We start from the raw sequence: 20697 nt of genomic DNA, 5'->3' as shown, positions 1-20697 counted from the left end.
ATCTGCGACTGGCGTGAAAGGCGAAAGTGCGGCAGTCTTAGGCACCCGAACAGGCCCGAAAAGGGGCTTGAATAATAATTTCAGTGCACAAGTGTACATTCATGTCCTTGGTGCTGTGACTTTCACCACAACGCAATAGTCTATGAGTAGGCTGCCGATTCGAGGCATGAACGCTTCGATCGGTCGGGAAGATTTGCCCCACCTGCCGCATGGGACTATTGAGGAGCTCGCATGACCAAACAAAACGCCTTTACTCGGGAAGACCTGCTGCGCTGCAGTCGCGGTGAGCTGTTCGGCCCAGGTAACGCGCAACTGCCCGCCCCGAACATGCTGATGGTGGATCGCATCACCCTGATCAGCGAAGAAGGCGGCAAGTACGGCAAAGGTGAATTGGTCGCCGAGCTGGATATCACTCCGGATCTGTGGTTTTTCGCCTGTCACTTCGAAGGTGACCCGGTGATGCCAGGCTGCCTGGGCCTCGACGCCATGTGGCAACTGGTCGGTTTCTTCCTCGGCTGGCAAGGCCTGCCGGGCCGTGGCCGCGCCCTGGGTTCGGGCGAAGTGAAGTTCTTTGGTCAGGTTCTGCCGACCGCGAAGAAAGTGACCTATAACATTCATATCAAGCGCGTCCTCAAAGGCAAGCTGAACCTGGCCATCGCCGATGGTTCGGTGACTGTCGACGGTCGCGAGATCTACACCGCCGAAGGCCTCCGGGTCGGCGTTTTCACCTCCACTGACAACTTCTAAGGGTTATCCGCATGCGCCGCGTCGTTATCACTGGTCTGGGCATCGTTTCGTGCCTGGGCAATGACAAAGAGACCGTCTCCGCTAACCTGCGTGCAAGCCGCCCTGGCATCCGGTTCAACCCGGAATATGCCGAAATGGGTCTGCGTAGCCAGGTTTCCGGCTCCATCGACCTTCCCCTCGAAGAACTGATCGATCGCAAGATCTATCGCTTCGTCGGCCACGCGGCGGCTTACGCCTATCTGGCCATGAAAGACGCCATCGCTGACTCCGGTCTGACCGATGAGCAAGTCTCCAACCCGCGTACCGGCCTGATCGCCGGTTCCGGTGGCGCCTCCACGCTGAACCAGATGGAAGCGCTGGACATCCTGCGCGAGAAAGGCGTGAAGCGCGTTGGTCCATACCGCGTGACGCGGACCATGGGCAGCACCGTTTCCGCCTGCCTGGCCACGCCGTTCCAGATCAAGGGCGTGAACTACTCGATCTCCTCCGCCTGCGCCACCAGTGCTCACTGCATTGGTACTGCGGTCGAGCAGATCCAGTTGGGCAAGCAGGACATCGTATTTGCCGGTGGCGGTGAAGAAGAACATTGGAGCCAGTCGTTCCTGTTCGACGCCATGGGCGCCCTGTCCACCCAGTACAACGAAACCCCGGAAAAGGCCTCCCGCGCCTACGACGCCAAGCGTGACGGTTTCGTCATCGCCGGCGGTGGCGGCATGGTGGTGGTCGAGGAGCTGGAACACGCTCTGGCTCGCGGCGCGAAAATCTACGCGGAAATCGTTGGCTACGGCGCAACTTCCGACGGCTACGACATGGTTGCCCCAAGCGGTGAAGGCGCCATCCGTTGCATGCAGATGGCCATGTCCACCGTTGACGCACCTATCGACTACCTGAACACCCACGGTACCTCGACTCCGGTCGGCGACACCAAGGAAATGGAAGGCGTGCGTGCGGTATTCGGCGACAAGGCTCCGGCCATCAGCTCTACCAAGAGCCTGTCCGGTCACTCCCTGGGCGCCGCTGGCGTTCACGAAGCGATCTACTGCCTGCTGATGATGGAAGGCAACTTCATGGCGGGTTCCGCCAACATCGACGAGCTGGACCCGGCGGTGGCAGACATGCCGATCCTGACCAAGACTCGCGAAGACGTCGCCTTCAACACCGTGATGAGCAACAGCTTCGGCTTCGGTGGTACCAACGCTACTTTGGTACTGAAGCGCTGGCAGGGTAAGTAATACCCCGCCGCTACGCTGCACACAAAAACGCCCCGACTGGTTCGGGGCGTTTTTTTTGTGATTGAAAAATACAGTCAAACACTACCCTGTGGGAGCGAGCCTGCTCGCGATGACGGCTATACATTCGATATCAATGTATCTGTCAGGACCGCTATCGCGAGCAGGCTCGCTCCCACAGGTTCAGTAGTTAACTCGCAAATTTCTTTCTCACGAACATGAAGCTTTTGTCATGAAACTCAAAGCCCTGCGACCGAATGTCGCGTATTACGCGGGCTGCAGCACTTTTACAGAATTGGCAAGAGTGCGTTACCAAATGCAGTCGTTTACTTAGCAAGCTAACCAAACATATAACTGAGTCCTGCACACGCCTTGCTGCAGATATCACAGAGATTGGAGCTAGCAGATGACTGTAAAAGTAACTGAACGCGACGATTCACATAAATCCCACGAAGGCGTAGCCGCCGGCATCCGGATCTGGGACGTGCACCAACAAGGCATGTTGGTTGGGATGTTCCACTCCGAAACAGACGCCCACAGCTACAAGGCCGAACTGGAAACACTGGAGCAACAACGAGAGCTCCGATCCGCATAAGCAACGACAGCATTGAAAACGACAAACCCCGCCATGAGCGGGGTTTGTCGTTGTAGCAGTCGTTAACCGCTTACCACATCAGATCATCAGGAATCTGATAGGCCGCGTACGGATCGTCTTCAGCCGCCGCTTCTTCGGTCTGCACATTCAGCTGCACGATGCGCTGCGGATCGCGTTCCTGGATCTTCAGGGCCGCCTCACGCGGGATCACTTCGTAGCCGCCGGCATGGTGCACGATCGCCAGCGAGCCGTTGCTGAGCTTGTTGCGCATCAGCGCGTTGACCGACAGGCGCTTGACCTTCTTGTCGTCAACGAAGTTGTAGTAGTCCTCGGTGGTCAGCTTCGGCAGGCGCGAGACTTCGATCAATTGCTTGACCTGCGCGGCACGGGCCTTGGCCTCGGCTTTCTCTTGCTGCTGACGGTTCAGCTCCTGGTCACGCTTGACCTTCTCGGCCAGTGCTTCCTGCGCCAGACGCTGCTGGGTGTCATCCTGTTCAATCTGACCTTTATGGACCAGACGCTGCTGCTTCTGCTTCTCTTTGCCGACCTGTTTGGCCTGCTTTTGGTTGACCAGCCCTGCCTTTAGCAACTGGTCGCGAAGGGAAATGCTCATGGTGCTTATTTCTCACTTAGGCCACTGCTCAACCGCAGCTGGGCAAATTCTTTTCCTGACGTTTGGCTTCGCCCCACAAGGCGTCCAACTCTTCGAGGGTGCAATCTTCTATGGGACGGTGGGTGTCGCGCAATGCCTGTTCGATAAAACGGAAGCGTCTTTCGAATTTGCTGTTGGCACCGCGCAAGGCGGTTTCCGGATCGACCTTTAAATGACGCGCCAGATTGACCACGGAAAACAGCAGGTCACCGACTTCATCGGCAATCGCTGCCGAGTCGTTGTCGGCCATGGCTTCGAGCACTTCATCGAGCTCTTCGCGGACTTTATCCAGCACCGGCAACGCATCCGGCCAGTCGAAACCGACCTGCCCTGCGCGCTTTTGCAACTTGGCCGAACGGGATAACGCCGGCAACGCGGCGGGCACGTCGTCGAGCAAGGACAGTTGTTGCGGCGCCGCGGATTTCTCGGCGCGCTCTTCAGCCTTGATTTCTTCCCAGCGCTGCTTGACCTGCTCTTCACTCAGACGCGGAACATCCAGCGGCGCGTACAGATCGCCGGTGGGGAACACGTGGGGATGACGACGGATCAACTTGCGGGTGATGCTGTCGATGACGCCGGCAAATTCGAAGCGCCCTTCTTCCCGGGCCAGTTGACTGTAATAAACCACCTGGAATAGCAAATCGCCCAACTCACCCTGCAGGTGATCGAAGTCACCGCGCTCGATGGCGTCGGCGACTTCGTAGGCTTCCTCAAGGGTGTGCGGGACGATGGTCGCGTAGGTTTGCTTGATGTCCCACGGGCAGCCGAACTGCGGGTCGCGCAGACGGCTCATCAGGTGCAGCAAATCTTCAAGTGAATACATCTTTTATTAATCTCTACGCCCTGTAGGAGCGAGGCTTGCCCGCGAAAGCTGCATGTCTGACACACCGTTTTCGCGGGCAAGCCTCGCTCCTACAGGTATCACCATCAATGTCCGTGAAGATTTCTCACGGCGTGCGGTTACGCCGGGTTTCGATGATGTTCGGCAACTGGGATATCCGCCCCAGCAACCGCCCAAGCGCATCCAGCCCCGGAATCTCGATGGTCAGGGACATCAACGCGGTGTTGTCCTCTTTGTTCGAGCGGGTGTTGACCGCCAGCACGTTGATCCGCTCGTTGAGCAGCACTTGCGAGACGTCACGCAGCAAACCGGAACGGTCGTAGGCACGGATGATGATGTCCACCGGATAGGTGAGCACCGGCACCGGGCCCCAGCTGACCTGGATGATCCGCTCAGGCTCGCGCCCGGCCAGTTGCAGCACCGAGGCGCAGTCCTGACGGTGAATGCTCACGCCACGGCCCTGGGTGATGTAACCGACGATGGCATCGCCCGGCAACGGTTGGCAGCAGCCCGCCATTTGCGTCATCAGGTTGCCGACGCCCTGGATCTGAATGTCACCGCGCTTGCCCGGTTTGTAGCCGGTGGCCTTGCGCGGAATCAGTTCCAGCTGCTCGTTGCCGCGTTCCGGTTCGACCAGTTGCTGCGCCAGGTTCACCAGTTGCGCCAGGCGCAAATCGCCTGCGCCCAACGCGGCGAACATGTCCTCGGCGGTTTTCATGTTGGCCTTGTCGGCCAGCTTGTCGAAATCCACCGCCGGCAAGCCAAGGCGACTGAGTTCGCGTTCGAGCAGGGTTTTACCGGCCGCGACGTTCTGATCGCGCGCCTGCAATTTGAACCAGTGAACGATCTTCGCCCGCGCCCGCGAGGTGGTGATGTAACCCAGGTTCGGGTTCAGCCAGTCGCGGCTCGGGGTGCCGTGCTTGCTGGTGATGATCTCGACTTGCTCACCGGTTTGCAGGCTGTAGTTGAGCGGTACGATGCGCCCATTGATCTTCGCGCCACGGCAGTTGTGACCGATCTCGGTGTGCACGCGGTAGGCGAAGTCCAGCGGCGTCGCGCCTTTCGGCAAGTCGATGGCGTGACCGTCGGGGGTGAAGATGTACACCCGGTCCGGCTCGATATCGACCCGCAGCTGTTCCGCCAGGCCGCCGATGTCGCCCAACTCTTCGTGCCACTCGAGCACCTGACGCAGCCAGGAGATTTTCTCTTCGTAGTGGTTGGAGCCGGACTTGACGTCGGTGCCCTTGTAGCGCCAGTGCGCGCAAACGCCCAACTCGGCCTCTTCGTGCATGGAATGGGTGCGGATCTGCACTTCCAGCACCTTGCCCTCAGGCCCGATCACCGCCGTGTGCAACGAGCGGTAGCCGTTCTCTTTCGGGTTGGCGATGTAGTCGTCGAACTCTTTCGGGATGTGCCGCCACAAGGTGTGGACGATGCCGAGCGCGGTGTAGCAATCGCGCATTTCCGGCACCAGCACGCGAACGGCGCGAACGTCGTAGATCTGGCTGAACTCCAGACCCTTGCGTTGCATTTTGCGCCAGATCGAATAGATGTGTTTGGCCCGGCCGCTGATGTCGGCATCGACGCCGGTGGCCTGCAATTCGACTTTCAGCTGGTTCATCACATCCGCGATGAAACGCTCGCGATCCAGGCGCCGCTCGTGCAGCAACTTGGCGATCTGCTTGTACTGATCGGGCTCGAGGTAGCGAAAGGACAAGTCCTCCAGTTCCCACTTGATGTGACCGATGCCGAGACGGTGGGCGAGCGGCGCGTAGATGTCGAAGACTTCCCGGGCGACGCGGTTGCGCTTCTCGTCGTCGGCGGTTTTCACCGCACGGATCGCGCAGGTGCGTTCGGCCAGTTTGATCAGCGCGACACGCACGTCGTCGACCATGGCCACGAGCATCTTGCGCAGGTTTTCCACTTGGCCCTGAGTGCCCATCACCATGGATTTACGCGGGCTCAGGCTGTCGCTGATCGCCGCCATGCGTTGCACGCCGTCGATGAGTTTGGCCACCACGGGACCAAAGCGCTGGCTGACCGCCGGCAACTGGATCTGGCCTTCGCGCACGCCTCGGTACAGGACCGCGGCGACCAGCGAATCCTGATCGAGCTTGAGATCGGCGAGGATCTCGGCAATTTCAAGGCCGGTGCGGAAACTGGAGTTTCCCTCGGACCACAAATTCTTCGCCGCATTGGCTTGTTGTTCTGCCTCGCGAGCGTACTCGCAGGCTTCTTTCAAGGCTTCGCGATCCAGTGCCAGATCGACACTGACCGCATGATCGAGCCAAGCCTCGAGATTGATACTGCCGTCGGTGTTGATCGGCTGGTGTGCTCTCACCTGTACCATCTTGCTTACCTTCCCTACGACGCAGATTCAATGCGTCAAATCGCTGACCTTCGCTGCCCATGAGCCCACGTCGGGCTGGTACGCGGCTGCACGGGCGGGCCAGTCGGACCAGACGAGCCTTCCTAACTCGCTTCAAATAACGCCATGGCTTCGACATGTGCCGTCTGAGGAAACATATCGAGAATCCCGGCACGTTTTAACCGGTAGCCCTGCTTGATCAATTCCACTGTGTCGCGCGCCAGCGTTGCCGGATTGCATGACACATACACCAACCGCTCGGCACCCATCGACTTGAGCTTGCGCACCACCTCGAAAGCACCGTCACGGGGTGGGTCCAAGAGTACCGCACAAAAGCCTTCGCGCGCCCATTCGGCATCGGTCAAAGGCTGGGATAAATCGGCCTGAAAAAACTTCGCATTATGAAGATTGTTGCTAGCGGCGTTCGCGGCTGCCCGCTCGACCATCGCCTGCACACCTTCGACTGCCACCACTTCGCGAACCGCCTTGGCCAGCGGCAAGGCAAAGTTACCCAACCCACAGAATAGATCGAGAACACGCTCATCCGCTGTCGGCTTCAACCAGTCCAGCGCCTGGGCAACCATCGCTTCGTTGACCGCCGCATTGACCTGAATGAAGTCTCCCGGCCGGTACGCCAGGTTCAAATCCCACTGTTCAAGGCGATAGCCCAAAGACTGATCGGCTTGAACCGGTTGTGGCTCGCCCTCTCCATGCAGCCACAATTGAGCTTCATGAAACGAGCAGAAATCCTTGAGGATCGTCAGATCGGATTCAGACAACGGCGCCATGTGCCGCAGCAAAACCGCCAACGACGAACCACTGAACAATTCCACATGCCCCAACGCCTGAGGCTTGCTCAAGCGGCGGAGCATTTCCGGCAAGCGGGTCATGATCGGTTGCAAGGGCTGTACCAGCACCGGGCATTCGTTGATTGCAACGATGTCCTGACTGCCAGCGGCGCGGAAACCGACTTCGAGCTTTTTCGCTTTCATGTCCCAGCGCACCGCTACACGGGCGCGACGGCGGTAAGCGAATTCCGGACCGCTTAACGGCGCGGCCCATTCTTCGGGCTCGACACCGGCGACCTTCGACAACTGCTCGGCGAGCATGCGCTGTTTCAGGGCAAGTTGTTCGGTGTGCGGCAGATGTTGCACGCTGCAACCGCCACAGCGACCGGCATGCGGACACGGTGCCGGGCGACGCAGTTCGCTGGCCTGGAACACACGCTCGGTGCGCGCCTCGACTACTTTGCCGTGGGCGCCCAACACGCGCGCCTCGACCTCTTCACCGGCCAATGCGCCGATGACGAACCAGGTGCGACCTTCGAAAAACGCGATACCGCGACCGTCATTCGCCAGGCGCTCTATAGTCAGGCGCTGCTTTTTGCCGGTCGGAATTTGCGGGGCCTTGCTGCCGCCGGTGGGCTGGAAGCGCAGGCCTCTCTCGTGCTTGGCCATCAGTTGGGCGCGTCGAAAATGCCGGTCGACAAGTAACGGTCGCCACGGTCGCAGATGATCGCGACGATCACCGCGTTTTCAACTTCTTTGGACAGGCGCAGCATCGCTGCCACGGCACCGCCCGAGGACACGCCGCAGAAGATGCCTTCTTCGCGAGCCAGACGACGGGTCACGTCCTCGGCTTCGCTTTGCGCCATGTCGACGATGCGGTCCACGCGATCGGCCTGGTAGATCTTCGGCAGGTATTCCTGCGGCCAGCGACGGATGCCCGGGATCGCCGAGCCTTCCATCGGTTGCAGACCGATGATCTGCACGTTGTCGTTCTGCTCTTTCAAGTAGCGCGACACGCCCATGATGGTGCCCGTGGTGCCCATCGAACTGACGAAATGGGTGATGGTGCCCTCGGTCTGACGCCAGATTTCCGGGCCGGTGGTGGTGTAGTGCGCTTGCGGGTTGTCACCGTTGGCGAACTGGTCCAGCACCTTGCCACGGCCTTCGGCTTCCATTCGCTGAGCGAGGTCGCGTGCGCCTTCCATGCCTTCTTCCTGGGTCACCAGGATCAGCTCGGCGCCATACGCCGTCATCGCGGCTTTACGTTCGGCGCTGGAGTTGTCCGGCATGATCAGGATCATCTTGTAACCCTTGATCGCGGCGGCCATGGCCAGGGCGATCCCGGTGTTGCCCGAGGTCGCTTCGATCAGCGTATCGCCGACGTGGATCTGCCCGCGCAACTCGGCGCGGGTAATCATCGACAGCGCCGGCCGGTCCTTGACCGAACCCGCCGGGTTGTTCCCTTCGAGCTTGAGCAAAAGGGTATTGCTGGTGGCGCCGGGCAGGCGCTGCAAACGGACCAGCGGAGTGTTGCCGACGCAATCGGCGATGGTTGGGTACTGCAAGGTCATGGCGTATTCGCAATCCAGACTGCGGGGGCGCCTATCATACCGGCAAACGTTGGAAGGCCATATCACGCAAAGTGCGGTGCTTATGGCTTATGGGAATAAGGGACTGATTCAGCCTTCTTTCGCCTGCGCAGCATTCAAGGCATAGAACTCATGCAGCTTGGCCTGCAGCAATTGTTTGTCCGGTAGCTGAACCTGATACTCGGCAATCAGCGCTGGCGACAGACTGCGATTAAGGGCGTACTCGACCACTTCATCTTCCTTGCTGGCACAAAGCAATACCCCAATGGCAGGGTTTTCGTGGGGCTTGCGCTCACCACGATCCAGCGCTTCCAGATAGAAATTCAGCTTGCCCAGGTACTCCGGTTCGAAACGACCGACCTTTAGTTCAATGGCCACCAGACAGTTGAGCCCACGGTGGAAGAACAACAGGTCCAGGGCGAAATCCCGGCCGCCAACTTGCAGCGGGTATTCGGAACCGACAAAGCAGAAATCGCGGCCAAGCTCGATCAGAAACTCCTTGAGGCGTGCCAGTAAACCCTTATGCAGATCGGTTTCGGCGTGGGTGCCGGGCAGGTCGAGAAACTCGATCATGTAAGCGTCGCGGAATATCTCAAGTGCCGAGGGGTGAGTTTGTTTCAGCGCGGCGGAGGCTTTTGCCGGTTGGGTGATACTGCGTTCGAACAGTGCAGCCTTTAACTGGCGTTCCAGCTCGCGCTTCGACCACTTTTCCTGAACGGCCATACGCACGTAGAACTCCCGCTCTTCCTCGCGTTTACACTGGCTGAAAATGATCAGGTTGTGCGACCAGGACAATTGTCGCACCAGTGGTGCGACTTTCTCTTCTCTATGGTAGGTCTCATAGAACTGACACATGCGAAACAAGTTGGACCGGGTAAAGCCACGCAATCCTGGCTGCGTCCGGGCCAGATGCTCGGCCAATTGGCTGACCACCGCATCTCCCCATTCAGCCAGTTCCAGCTTGCGACTGATGTAAGCACCAACCTGCCAGTACAACTCGATCAGCTGGGTATTCACCGTCTGTATCGCCTGTTGCCTGGCACCGTGAATCAGTGCAAGCACTTCATTGAAACGGTCGTCGGTTGTGTTGCCGGGAACGTGGATTGCAGTCATGCCTGATTCCTTGAACATGAGTTAAAGCGTGAGCTTAAACCGCCAAGGAAGCTTGAAATGACCGGTGATACCCTTTGGGAAATGTCGTACAGAATCTCGGGAACGCTCCGGCAAAATCAGAGCGTTGGTGAATGGGAGGGCCTCTTCGCGAGCAGGCTCGCTCCCACAGGGAATCAGGGGGTGATCACACCATTTGCGGTCGGCACATATCCACTGTGGGAGCGAGCCTGCTCGCGATGGCGTCATCAGCCACCAACCGCATGTTCAGCCGCAACCCTGTCCCAGTGTTCTCAGCCCAAAGCCGTCCGCCCTGGCGCTGCACCGCATTCCTCGCAATGCTCAACCCCAACCCGAACCCGCCATTCCCCGGTCGCGAACCATCGAGTCGAGTGAACGGCGAGAAGATCCGCTCAAGATCCTCTTCAGCCACCCCGCCTCCTTCATCCTCCAGCCACAGATGCCAGTAACCGCCTTCACGTCGTCCATCCAGACGCACGATGCCGCCCTTCGGTGAATGGCGAATGGCATTGCGCAGGATGTTTTCCAGGGCCTGGGCCAGCGTGTTGAGATTGCCGCGCACCCAACAGGATGAATCCACCGCGCACTGCAATTGGTCGGTGGGGCAGCAGCTTTCATAGCAGGCGTTGTCCGTGAGCATTTCCCACAGTGCCTGAATCTGGATCGCCTCGTCGGGCAAGGGCGTGCGCTCGGTGTCGAGCCAGGCCAGTTGCAGCGTGTCTTCGACCAACCGTTGCATGCCATCGACTTCGCGGCCAATGCGTTCGCGCAGTTGCACCAGACTTTGCTCGCCCTCGCTCGCCACGCGCAAACGACTCAAGGGTGTACGCAATTCGTGGGACAGGTCGCGCAGCAGCTGTTGTTGCAGGGCCACCGTGCTTTGCAGGCGCTCGGACATGTGATCGAACGCACGGCCCAGTTCACCCAGTTCATCGCAGCGATTGGTCGTGCGGCTCGACAGGCGCACGCCCAACTGGTCGGCGCGCCACGCATTGGCCTGCTCGCGCAGTTGATTGAGGGGCACGACCAGCAATCGATACAGCCCGACGCACAACAGCAAGGTGAACAGTCCGGGAATCACGCCGTTGGTGATGACGCGCCAGAACACCCGGTAGCGCCCCGGCTTGAACCGCTGGGGCAGTTCGATCACCACGCTGCCGACGGATGAGTCGCCGGGAAACGGTACGCGCAGCCACGGCAGGCGTTTTTTGTGAATGGGCCAGTCCAGGCCACGCAGAAAAGTCAGGCGCTGGATTTCCTGGTCCGTCAGCGATTGGCTGCTCAACGACTGCAAATCGCCGCCAATCACACCCACCCAGCCCTTTTCACGCTGTCGCATATCCTGCAGCCAGGCATCGACACCTGCGCTCTGCCCCTGCTCCCATGCCTGTTCGGCTTCGGCGGCATAGCGCGTCAGAGTGCCTCGGGCTTCGTCAGAGAGAAACTGGTTGCGCTGTTCCATGTAGCGGCCCCAGGACCAGCTCAGCCAGATCATCAGCAGACAGAACGCCACCAGCAGACAGGCGAGTTTCCAGAACAGCGAATGCCTGCCCGGCAGGTCAGACCACTTCATGGTCAGCACTCAGGACATAGCCCTTGCCCCACACCGTGCGCACTTCCCGCTCGGTGTAGCCAATGGCCTTGAGCTTGCGACGGATCTGGCTGATGTGCATGTCGAGGCTGCGGTCGTGAGCCGCGTAACCCCGTTGCAACACGTGCTGATAAAGGAAGGCTTTGCTCAGCACCTCATCGCCGTTGCGGTGGAGAGTGTCCAGCAACCGGTACTCGCTGCGGGTCAGGCCGGCGGCGTGTTCGCCATAGAACACCTCGAAGCATTCATCGTCGAAACGCAGACTGTCCGCCACCAAGGCAACCGGCGCCACGGCCGGGCGACGATCCAGTGCAACGCGCCGCAGGATCGCTTCGATGCGCACGCGCAACTCGGCCATGCTGAAGGGCTTGGGCAAATAATCATCGGCACCGAGGCGGAAACCGCTGATGCGATCGGCTTCGGCGCCCAGTGCCGACATCAGCACCACCGGGGTGGAATGGCTCTGGCGCAATTGGGTCAGCACGTTCAATCCGTTCATGCCCGGCAGCAGAATGTCCATCAGCACCACATCGAAGGCTTGCTCACGGGCAATCGCCAGGCCTTCCTGGCCGTTTTGGCACCAGGTCACCTGGAAACCGCTACGACCCAGTTGCTCGTGCACATAAGCACCGAGCACCAGGTCGTCTTCGATGGAGAGGATTCGGGGATAGCCAACAGAGATGGGAGTCATGAGTATCTGCAAATAATTCTCAGTTGATGATTATTCAAGATTGCCTCGCCGGGGGCAACCCAAGGTTTGCCAGCCACGCAAAAGCGCTGGACTGCCCGACGAATGACGTCATCAATTTTACGAGGATTGCCTGCAAGCAAATCGCTACACTGCGCAAGTGGCGTGTACCGGATGTATGCGCAGGTTCTTAAATGGCTGGATGCAGGAGAGAGGCGTGCTCAAGAAACTGGGAATAAAAGGCCGCGTGCTGTTGCTGACCTTGCTTCCGACCAGCCTGATGGCCTTGGTGCTGGGCGGCTATTTCACCTGGATGCAGCAATCCGACCTGCAAACCCAACTCATGCAGCGTGGCGAAATGATCGCCGAACAGCTCGCGCCCCTTGTCGCGCCGGCCATGAGCCACAAGGACACCGAACTGCTGGAGCGCATCGCCACCCAAGCGCTGGAAACGCCCGATGTGCGCGCGGTGACGCTCCTCGCCCCGGACCGCTCGTCGCTGGCGCATGCTGGCCCGACCATGCTCAATCCGGCGCCGCTGGGCAATGGTTCGCAAATGCTGCGCCGCAGCGGCAACGATGCGACGCGTTACCTGCTGCCGGTGTTCGGCAAGCACCGCAACCTGGCCGGTGACCTGATACCCGAGGAATCTGACCGCCTGCTGGGTTGGGTCGAACTCGAACTGTCCCACAACGGCATGTTGCTGCGCGGTTATCGCAGCCTGTTCGCCAGCCTGCTGTTGATCGGCGCGGGCCTCGCCGGTGCGGCGCTGCTGGCATTGCGCATGGGCCGCACGATCAATCGGCCGCTGAGCCAGATCAAACAAGCGGTGGCGCAACTCAAGGACGGTCACCTGGAAACCCGCCTGCCACCGCTCGGCAGTCAGGAGCTCGATGAACTGGCGTCCGGCATCAACCGCATGGCCGGCACCCTGCAGAACGCCCAGGAAGAATTGCAACACAGCATCGATCAGGCCACCGAAGACGTGCGCCAGAACCTGGAAACCATCGAAATCCAGAACATCGAGCTGGACCTGGCGCGCAAGGAAGCCCTGGAGGCGAGCCGGATCAAATCCGAATTCCTCGCCAACATGAGCCATGAAATCCGCACGCCGCTCAACGGCATTCTCGGTTTCACCCACTTGCTGCAAAAAAGCGAACTGACCCCACGTCAGCTCGACTACCTGGGCACCATCGAAAAATCCGCCGACAGCCTGCTGGGGATCATCAACGAGATCCTCGACTTCTCGAAAATCGAGGCCGGCAAACTGGTGCTCGACCACATTCCGTTCAACCTGCGCGATTTGCTCCAGGACACCCTGACCATCCTCGCCCCGGCCGCCCATGCCAAACAATTGGAACTGGTGAGCCTGGTCTATCGCGACACGCCGCTGTCGCTGGTCGGCGATCCGTTGCGCCTGAAGCAGATCCTCACCAACCTGGTGAGCAACGCGATCAAGTTCACCCGCGAAGGCACCATCGTTGCCCGCGCCATGCTCGAAGACGAGCATGAAGACAGCGTGCAACTGCGCATCAGCATTCAGGACACCGGCATCGGCCTGTCGAACGAGGACGTGCGCGCGCTGTTCCAGGCCTTCAGCCAGGCCGACAACTCGCTGTCCCGGCAACCCGGCGGCACCGGCCTGGGGCTGGTGATTTCCAAGCGTCTGATCGAACAGATGGGCGGCGAGATCGGCGTCGACAGCACGCCGGGCGAAGGCTCGGAATTCTGGATCAGCCTGAGCCTGCCGAAAACCCGCGACGACGCCGAAGACCTGCCCGCTCCGCCGTTGCTCGGACGCCGTGTCGCCGTGCTGGAGAACCACGAACTGGCCCGTCAGGCGTTGCAGCATCAGCTGGAAGACTGTGGCCTGGAAGTCACCCCGTTCAACACTCTGGAAAGCCTGACCAATGGCGTGACCGGCGCACACCAGACCGATCTGGCGATCGACCTCGCCGTGCTCGGCATCACCAGCAACGACATGCCGCCGGAGCGCCTCAACCAGCATATCTGGGACCTTGAGCACCTCGGCTGCAAAGTGCTGGTGCTGTGCCCGACCACCGAACAGACACTGTTCCACCTCTCGGTGCCGAACCCACACAGCCAGCTCCAGGCCAAACCGGCCTGCACGCGCAAGTTGCGCCGGGCTTTGTCCGATCTGGTCAATCCGCGCCAGCAACGTAGCGATCCCGGCGAGCCGGTGTCCAGCCGCGCGCCGAAGGTGCTCTGCGTCGATGACAACCCGGCCAATCTGTTGCTGGTGCAAACCCTGCTCGAAGACCTTGGCGCCAAGGTGCTTGCAGTGGAAAGCGGCTATGCCGCCGTCAAAGCGGTGCAGACCGAGACCTTCGATCTGGTGTTGATGGACGTGCAGATGCCTGGCATGGATGGTCGTCAGAGCACCGAAACCATTCGCCAGTGGGAAAGCGAACGGCATTGCACGCCGCTGCCGATCGTAGCCCTCACCGCCCACGCGATGGCCAACGAAAAACGCGCGCTGCTGCAAAGTGGCATGGATGATTACCTGACCAAACCGATCAGCGAGCGGCAATTGGCTCAGGTGGTGTTGAAGTGGACCGGCCTGGCGCTGCGCAATCAGGGGCCCGAGCGTTCCAGCGACAGTCACGGCGGCAGCCACGAGTTGCAAGTGCTGGATCACGAAGAAGGGTTGCGGCTGGCGGCGGGCAAGGCGGATCTGGCGGCGGACATGCTGGCGATGTTGCTGGCATCGCTGGAAGCCGACCGCGAAGCCATCCGCTTCGCCCGGGAAACCAACGATCACAACGCGTTGATCGAACGCGTACACCGCCTGCACGGCGCCACCCGTTATTGCGGCGTGCCGCAGCTGCGCGCTGCCTGCCAGCGCAGCGAAACCCTGCTAAAGCAACAGGACCCGAAGGCTCCGGGCGCATTGGAAGACCTCGACCGAGCCATCAATCGCCTGGCGGCGCATGCCCGTATCAATGCTTGATACAACGCAATGGCGTTGATCACGATCAGCGCTAGTCTCACCGCAATCATTGTAGGAGCCGGCTTGCCGGCGATGGCGGCCTCAAGAGCGACGTAGAATTTGATGACCCCATCGCTGGCAAGCCAGCTCCTACAGGGATCCGGGCGGGCCTGAAGTTTTCGGCGACAGGCATACAGCGTGTTTTTTCCAGGAGGACGCCATGCGTACGATTCTTTTCAGCAGCCAGACCTACGACCGCGACAGTTTTCTCGGCGCCGACCTCCCTGCCGGCATCGAGCTGCACTTTCAATCGGCGCGACTCAGCCTCGACACGGCAGCGCTGGCGGAACATCACGAAGTGGTCTGTGCCTTTATCAATGACGACCTCAGCGCCCCGGTGCTCGAACGCCTTGCAGCGGGCGGCACACGCCTGATTGCCCTGCGTTCGGCCGGCTACAACCATGTCGACCTGGCGGTGGCGAAGCGCCTGGGGTTGTCGATCGTGAGGGTTCCGGCCTACTCGCCCCACGCGGTGGCCGAACACGCGGTGGCGCTGATCCTGGCGCTCAACCGTCGTTTGCACCGTGCCTACAACCGCACCCGCGAAGGGGATTTCAGCCTCCACGGGCTGACGGGGTTCGACCTGGTGGGCAAAACGGTCGGCGTGGTCGGCACCGGGCAAATCGGCGCGACCTTCGCGAAAATCATGAACGGTTTCGGCTGCCGGCTACTGGCCTATGATCCTTACCCCAATCCACAGGTCGAAGCCCTCGGCGCACGTTATTTGAGTTTGCCCGAGCTGCTGGCCGAGTCGCAGATCATCAGCCTGCACTGCCCGCTCAATGAGCAGAGCAAACACCTGATCAACCGCGAGTCACTGGCGCACATGCAAGCCGGCGCCATGCTGATCAATACCGGTCGCGGTGGTCTGGTGGACACGCCGGCGCTGATCGACGCGCTGAAGGACGGCCAACTCGGTTATCTGGGGCTAGATGTGTATGAAGAAGAGGCGCAGCTGTTCTTCGAGGACCGTTCCGACCTGCCGCTGCAGGACGATGTGCTGGCGCGCCTGCTGACCTTCCCGAACGTGATCGTCACCGCGCATCAGGCCTTCCTGACCCGTGAAGCCCTGGGTGCAATTGCCGCGACGACGTTGCAGAACATTGCAGCCTGGGCGGCAGGCACGCCGCAAAATCAGGTCGAGGGCTGAGCGGATCAGATCTTGGACAACAGGATCATCAAGGCCAGCCAGCCAAAACCGAGCAAGCGTTGGCCTGTTGAATGCCCGGGACGCAGCAGGAACCAGACAAAAAACGGTGGCAGAAAGAAAATCATCAGTTTCAGCCAAAGCTCCACCGGACGCGAACCGTTGAGCGTCGGTGCGGGAACCGCGGCCTCGACGTCGGCTTTGCGTTTACGCCCGAACGCGGCCGGCGAAACCTTGGCCACGCTCTCGTCTTGCGGTAAACGTCCGAAAGACAGTGGCGCCTTCGACGTTGCCCCTTGCGCCGTTGTCGGCGCACCGCAATGAACACAAGCAGGCGCCGTTGAACTGATGCGTTGCTTGCACTCAAAACATTCGATTAACGCCATGTCCGTTCCTTAGAAATGCAAAAGCGGCAGTTTGCCATGAGTCGGCAGGTCATTTGAACCTGATCGAAGGTCATCTGCTTGCGCAATGCTGCGTGCAGGCCCGTGCTAGCATACCGCGCATATTTGGAGGACCCATGGTCGAACACGATTTCCGCTATAGCCTGATGAACCCGCAACACACCCTCACCGAATGCCGCGCCCTCGTGCCGGGGCGTTATCAAGTCACCGGCAACGGCGGCTCGATTCGCAACAATGACGTGCTGGTCGTGACCCTAAAAGGTGCCAAGGACTTGTCCATGCGCCTGACCGTCGAAACGGTTCGCCATTTGATCAACCCGCCCGGTCAATGGGTCGCGGTGGCCAGTGGTCCGGTGTTCGGTGAACTGGCGATCCACACCTGGAAAGTCAACTGCGACAGCTGCGCCAAAGAGCTGAGCTTCGAGTTCGCGGTCGACGCCAAACTGGGTAACAAGGCTGAAAAGCCTGCCGCCACCGCGCGGATCGCCGAGTTGGGCTGGACCGCCGTCGGTGAGAAGCACCTGTGCCCGAAATGCCAGGAGCCTGCGTGATGAAACGCCTTGCTCTGACCGCAATGGTCGGCGCCAGCCTGCTGGGCTGTGCCGCCGAGCCGGTAAAATTGCAGCAGAACCGCAGCTACATTCTGGAATGGATCGGCGAACGCCCGCTGATGGATTACAGCCACCTGACCGTCACCCTCGGCGAAGATGGCCGGGCCTATGGCAATGGCGGCTGCAACCACTGGTTCGCAGCGTATACGCTCGAAGACGACAAGCTGAGTTTCGGCAAGGTCGGCAGCACGCGCAAACTGTGCGCGCCGGCGTTGATGGAACAGGAAAAGCGTTTCCTCCAGGCCCTGGAAAACGTGCAGCGCTGGGATGTTTCGCCAATCGACCAGATGCGCTTCTGGCCGGCCGAAGGCAAGCCGCTGCGTTGGTGGCTTGAAGAAGGCTGAACCCTTGCCGGCGATGATGGCGGGTCAATCACCATTAATTCCGCCTGATACACGTTCCCCTGTAGGAGCCGGCTTGCCGGCGATGGCGGTGGATCCATCAACATTGATGGTGTCTGACACCCCGCTATCGCCGGCAAGCCGGCTCCTACAAAGTATTGCGTTCAGTTTTTAGCCTGTAGCGCCTCAAGCTTTGCCATCAGCCCCGCCGCTGTCTGCTCACCCATCAACTGTTCCCGCACCTTGCCCTTGTTATCGATGATGTACGTCACCGGCAACGCCTCGCTGCGCGGCAGTTCAAACAGCTCCGCCGGATCCGAAGCCAATACGGTGAACCTGATCCCCAGTTTCTCGCTGGCGCTTTTCAGCTCTTCGCCCTGCACATTGTCGAAGTTGACCCCGAACACACCGATCTTCTTGTCCTTCAACTGCTCGGCCAGCCCGTTCAATTCCGGGATCTCGGTCCGGCATGGGCCGCACCATTCGGCCCAGTAATTAAGCACCAGCCATTGTTTGTCCAGACGTTCGGCGGCGACTTTTTGGCCGTTCTGATCGATGCCATAGTCATTGCCGCAGCCCCCCAACATCAGCGCACCGATGATCGCCAATGCCGCTGCCAATCGCCTTGTCATGTCGTGATCCTTGTTCAAAATTGAATGCGCCTGCGACCCATCGCCTCCCAAGGTTCTGGATTACGCGCTGCACAGTTAGAATAGCCGTCACCTTACGCAAGATGCGACCCGCACATGACCGATCTGACGCTTTATCACAACCCGCGCTGCTCGAAATCCCGCGGTGCGCTCGAACTGCTCGAAGCCCGTGGCCTGACGCCGACCGTGGTGCGCTACCTCGAGACCCCGCTGGACGCCGCGCAATTGCAGAGCCTGCTGAAAAAGCTCGGCCTCGGCGCCCGGCAATTGCTGCGCACCGGTGAGGACGAGTACAAGACCCTCAACCTCGCCGACGCGAGCCTGAGCGAGGCGCAATTAATTGCTGCCATCGCTGCGCACCCGAAACTGATGGAGCGACCGATTCTCGAAGTCGGCGACAAAGCCGTCATCGGCCGTCCGCCGGAGAACGTGCTGGAGTTGCTGCCGTGAGCGCGCCGTACATTCTGGTTCTGTATTACAGCCGCAGCGGTTCGACCAATGAAATGGCGCGGCAGATCGCCCGTGGTGTCGAGCAGTCCGGGATGGAAGCGCGCCTGCGCACCGTGCCGGCGATTTCCACCGAGTGCGAAGCAGTGTCGCCGGACATTCCGGACGAAGGCGCGCTGTACGCCAGCCTCGACGACCTGAAGAACTGCGCAGGCCTGGCCCTCGGCAGCCCGACGCGTTTCGGCAACATGGCCGCACCGCTCAAATACTTCCTCGACGGCACCAGCAACCTGTGGCTGACCGGCGCCCTCGTCGGCAAACCGGCCGGGGTTTTCACCTCCACCGCGAGCCTGCACGGCGGTCAGGAAACCACGCTGCTGTCGATGATGTTGCCGCTGCTGCACCACGGCATGCTGATCACCGGCCTGCCGTACAGCGAGTCCGCGTTGCTGGAAACCCGTGGCGGCGGCACGCCTTATGGCGCCAGTCATCACGCCGGCGCCGACGGCAAAAGCGGCTTGAATGAACATGAAGTGGCGCTGTGCCGGGCCTTGGGTCTGCGCCTGGCGAAGACCGCACAAAAGTTGGTGAGCTGAGATGGCGAAAAAGCCGAAGATCCTGCCTTCCATTGAATGGCTCGAACCACGGGTTCGGGCGATGCGCGTCATCAGTCTGCTGTGCTACTTCGGCCTGGTGGGATTGCTCTGCGCTTATTACCTGGTGGTCGCCGACCTGCATGGCGCGCGGCCGTGGGTGATTCTGCTGATCGAACTGGTGCCGCTGCTGTTGCTGGCGCCGGGGATGATCGTCGGCAGCGCGCGCGGGCATTCGTGGATGTGTTTTGTGGTGAACCTGTATTTCATCAAGGGCGCACTGGCGGCGTATGACCCGAATCGGCAGCTGTTCGGTTTGCTGGAAATGGGCGCGAGCCTGGCGGTGTTCTGCTCGGCGCTGTTGTATGTGCGGTGGCGGTTTCAGTTGAATCGCAAACTGGCTGGCGAGGGCGAAATCTCCGTCGCCTGACAGATTGCAATCGCTAGCAGGCTAGCTCCCACAGGGGATTTGTGTACGCCACAGATCCAATGTGGGAGCCAGCCTGCTGGCGATTGGCCGGGCGACTCGGTGTCAATGATTGACGGTGTACGCCAGCATCATCGAGATCTGGCTCATCGGCCGCCCGCCGCTTTCTTCATGCCACTGGTTGAACACGCCCTGCACCGTGGCCAGGTCCCGCAGGCTGGTTGGCATTTTGTCGACGATCTTCTGCGCATTCAGCGCCGCCACCACGTCATAACTCGGCACGAAGGTGTCCTTGCCGACCATCCGCAAAAATCTCGGTGCCGACAAGCCACCCAATTGATGACCGTGTTTTTTCAGGTAGGTCCACAAGCCGACGATATCGGTCACCGGCCAATCGGCGATCAACTCGCCAAAGCTGCCTTTCTCATGGGCCACGTCCAGCACGAACTGCGCATTGCGCGGCACGCTCTTGAGCTTGCCCAGGTGGCGGATGATCCGCGCGTCCTGCATCAGGCGTTCAAGGTGTTCGGCGCTCATCAGCACGACTTTTTCCGGGTCGAACTTGAAGAACACTTCTTCGAAGGCCGGCCACTTGGCGTCCACCAGGCTGTGCTTGAGCCCGGCGCGGAACACACGCAGCGCCATGGTCGAGAGGTAGCGATCGTCGCTGATATCGCGCAATTGCGCGGCAGTCTTAGGAACGGGCAGATGGGCTTCCAGTTCGGCTGCGGAACCGAAGCGGTTCAGACAGTATTCGTGCAGCCACTTGTAATCGCGCATGCCCTCTCCTGAGGAGTCAGTGAGTAGACCAATGTGGGAGCCAGCCTGCTGGCGATAGTGGTGGGTCA

The 20697-nt window shown here is 60.3% G+C and carries 21 protein-coding genes; 10 read left to right on the top strand and 11 right to left on the bottom strand.

Annotated elements, in window-relative coordinates; genetic code table 11:
- Positions 1-231 precede the first annotated feature (231 nt).
- From fabA to J4E42_RS25565, 3 genes are all read left to right on the top strand, one after another.
- Complete coding sequence (fabA, locus tag J4E42_RS25575; RefSeq protein WP_003179264.1) at positions 232-747, top strand: 3-hydroxyacyl-[acyl-carrier-protein] dehydratase FabA; 516 nt, start codon at positions 232-234, stop codon at positions 745-747.
- Between the two features lie 11 nt (positions 748-758).
- The gene (gene fabB, locus J4E42_RS25570; protein WP_008029314.1) at positions 759-1979 is read left to right on the top strand and encodes a beta-ketoacyl-ACP synthase I; all 1221 of its coding nucleotides are present in this window, start codon (positions 759-761) and stop codon (positions 1977-1979) included.
- A 403-nt stretch (positions 1980-2382) separates the two neighbouring features.
- Positions 2383-2571 (top strand): hypothetical protein, encoded by a 189-nt coding sequence (locus J4E42_RS25565; protein WP_192420389.1) that lies wholly within the window; start codon positions 2383-2385, stop codon positions 2569-2571.
- 70 nt (positions 2572-2641) lie between these two features.
- Here J4E42_RS25565 and J4E42_RS25560 read toward each other — a convergent pair whose 3' ends face one another.
- The 8 genes from J4E42_RS25560 to J4E42_RS25525 all read right to left on the bottom strand — a co-directional run bounded on the left by J4E42_RS25560 (position 2642) and on the right by J4E42_RS25525 (position 12222).
- Positions 2642-3184 carry a DUF2058 domain-containing protein gene (locus J4E42_RS25560; RefSeq protein ID WP_008041629.1) on the bottom strand — a complete coding sequence of 181 codons (543 nt, stop codon included), beginning with the start codon at positions 3182-3184 and terminating at the stop codon, positions 2642-2644.
- A gap of 28 nt (positions 3185-3212) precedes the next feature.
- Positions 3213-4046, bottom strand: coding sequence for a nucleoside triphosphate pyrophosphohydrolase (gene mazG, locus J4E42_RS25555; RefSeq protein ID WP_032828758.1), 834 nt, complete (start codon positions 4044-4046; stop codon positions 3213-3215).
- A gap of 124 nt (positions 4047-4170) precedes the next feature.
- Positions 4171-6414 (bottom strand): GTP diphosphokinase, encoded by a 2244-nt coding sequence (gene relA, locus J4E42_RS25550; protein WP_008029318.1) that lies wholly within the window; start codon positions 6412-6414, stop codon positions 4171-4173.
- Positions 6415-6536: 122 nt separating this feature from the next.
- Positions 6537-7889 (bottom strand): 23S rRNA (uracil(1939)-C(5))-methyltransferase RlmD, encoded by a 1353-nt coding sequence (rlmD, locus tag J4E42_RS25545; RefSeq protein WP_207286455.1) that lies wholly within the window; start codon positions 7887-7889, stop codon positions 6537-6539.
- Positions 7889-8791 (bottom strand): cysteine synthase CysM, encoded by a 903-nt coding sequence (cysM, locus tag J4E42_RS25540; RefSeq protein ID WP_207286454.1) that lies wholly within the window; start codon positions 8789-8791, stop codon positions 7889-7891. Before cysM ends, rlmD begins: the two co-directional genes overlap by 1 nt.
- A gap of 108 nt (positions 8792-8899) precedes the next feature.
- The gene (locus tag J4E42_RS25535; RefSeq protein WP_207286453.1) at positions 8900-9922 is read right to left on the bottom strand and encodes a YhcG family protein; all 1023 of its coding nucleotides are present in this window, start codon (positions 9920-9922) and stop codon (positions 8900-8902) included.
- A gap of 184 nt (positions 9923-10106) precedes the next feature.
- Positions 10107-11513 (bottom strand): sensor histidine kinase, encoded by a 1407-nt coding sequence (locus J4E42_RS25530; protein ID WP_207286452.1) that lies wholly within the window; start codon positions 11511-11513, stop codon positions 10107-10109.
- Positions 11500-12222 carry a response regulator transcription factor gene (locus J4E42_RS25525; RefSeq protein ID WP_207286451.1) on the bottom strand — a complete coding sequence of 241 codons (723 nt, stop codon included), beginning with the start codon at positions 12220-12222 and terminating at the stop codon, positions 11500-11502. The genes J4E42_RS25530 and J4E42_RS25525 overlap by 14 nt, the downstream gene beginning before the upstream one ends.
- Before the next feature lie 214 nt (positions 12223-12436).
- Between J4E42_RS25525 and J4E42_RS25520 the strand changes: the two genes are divergently transcribed.
- Positions 12437-15190, top strand: coding sequence for a response regulator (locus J4E42_RS25520; protein WP_008029326.1), 2754 nt, complete (start codon positions 12437-12439; stop codon positions 15188-15190).
- Between the two features lie 199 nt (positions 15191-15389).
- Positions 15390-16379 (top strand): 2-hydroxyacid dehydrogenase, encoded by a 990-nt coding sequence (locus tag J4E42_RS25515; protein ID WP_207286450.1) that lies wholly within the window; start codon positions 15390-15392, stop codon positions 16377-16379.
- Between the two features lie 5 nt (positions 16380-16384).
- Here J4E42_RS25515 and J4E42_RS25510 read toward each other — a convergent pair whose 3' ends face one another.
- Positions 16385-16762 (bottom strand): hypothetical protein, encoded by a 378-nt coding sequence (locus J4E42_RS25510; RefSeq protein WP_008041639.1) that lies wholly within the window; start codon positions 16760-16762, stop codon positions 16385-16387.
- Positions 16763-16896: 134 nt separating this feature from the next.
- On the opposite strand from J4E42_RS25510, the gene J4E42_RS25505 reads away from it, so the two are divergent.
- Both J4E42_RS25505 and J4E42_RS25500 read left to right on the top strand, forming a co-directional pair.
- Positions 16897-17331 (top strand): hypothetical protein, encoded by a 435-nt coding sequence (locus J4E42_RS25505; protein WP_008041640.1) that lies wholly within the window; start codon positions 16897-16899, stop codon positions 17329-17331.
- Positions 17331-17735, top strand: a complete 405-nt coding sequence (locus J4E42_RS25500) for an META domain-containing protein (RefSeq protein ID WP_008041642.1) — start codon at positions 17331-17333, stop codon at positions 17733-17735. The genes J4E42_RS25505 and J4E42_RS25500 overlap by 1 nt, the downstream gene beginning before the upstream one ends.
- A gap of 161 nt (positions 17736-17896) precedes the next feature.
- On the opposite strand, the gene J4E42_RS25495 is transcribed toward J4E42_RS25500, so the two are convergent.
- Positions 17897-18364, bottom strand: a complete 468-nt coding sequence (locus J4E42_RS25495) for a TlpA disulfide reductase family protein (protein WP_192420403.1) — start codon at positions 18362-18364, stop codon at positions 17897-17899.
- 114 nt (positions 18365-18478) lie between these two features.
- Here J4E42_RS25495 and arsC point away from each other — a divergent pair, with 114 nt between their 5' ends.
- The 3 genes from arsC to J4E42_RS25480 are packed head-to-tail and all read left to right on the top strand — an operon-like array spanning position 18479 to position 19852.
- Complete coding sequence (gene arsC, locus J4E42_RS25490; protein ID WP_008029340.1) at positions 18479-18832, top strand: arsenate reductase (glutaredoxin); 354 nt, start codon at positions 18479-18481, stop codon at positions 18830-18832.
- On the top strand, positions 18829-19425 hold the full coding sequence (wrbA, locus tag J4E42_RS25485; RefSeq protein ID WP_008011647.1) for an NAD(P)H:quinone oxidoreductase: 597 nt from the start codon (positions 18829-18831) through the stop codon (positions 19423-19425). Before arsC ends, wrbA begins: the two co-directional genes overlap by 4 nt.
- Position 19426: 1 nt before the next feature.
- Positions 19427-19852, top strand: coding sequence for a DUF2069 domain-containing protein (locus tag J4E42_RS25480; protein ID WP_008029342.1), 426 nt, complete (start codon positions 19427-19429; stop codon positions 19850-19852).
- Positions 19853-19954: 102 nt separating this feature from the next.
- On the opposite strand, the gene J4E42_RS25475 is transcribed toward J4E42_RS25480, so the two are convergent.
- A complete protein-coding gene (locus J4E42_RS25475) occupies positions 19955-20629 on the bottom strand; it encodes a DNA-3-methyladenine glycosylase I (RefSeq protein WP_207286449.1) in 675 nt (224 codons plus the stop codon).
- Positions 20630-20697 lie beyond the last annotated feature (68 nt).

The sequence above is a fragment of the Pseudomonas sp. FW300-N2A2 genome, assembly GCF_017351735.1.
Classification (GTDB): Bacteria; Pseudomonadota; Gammaproteobacteria; order Pseudomonadales; family Pseudomonadaceae; genus Aquipseudomonas; species Aquipseudomonas migulae.
This window is presented reverse-complemented; position numbering and strand designations above follow the sequence as displayed.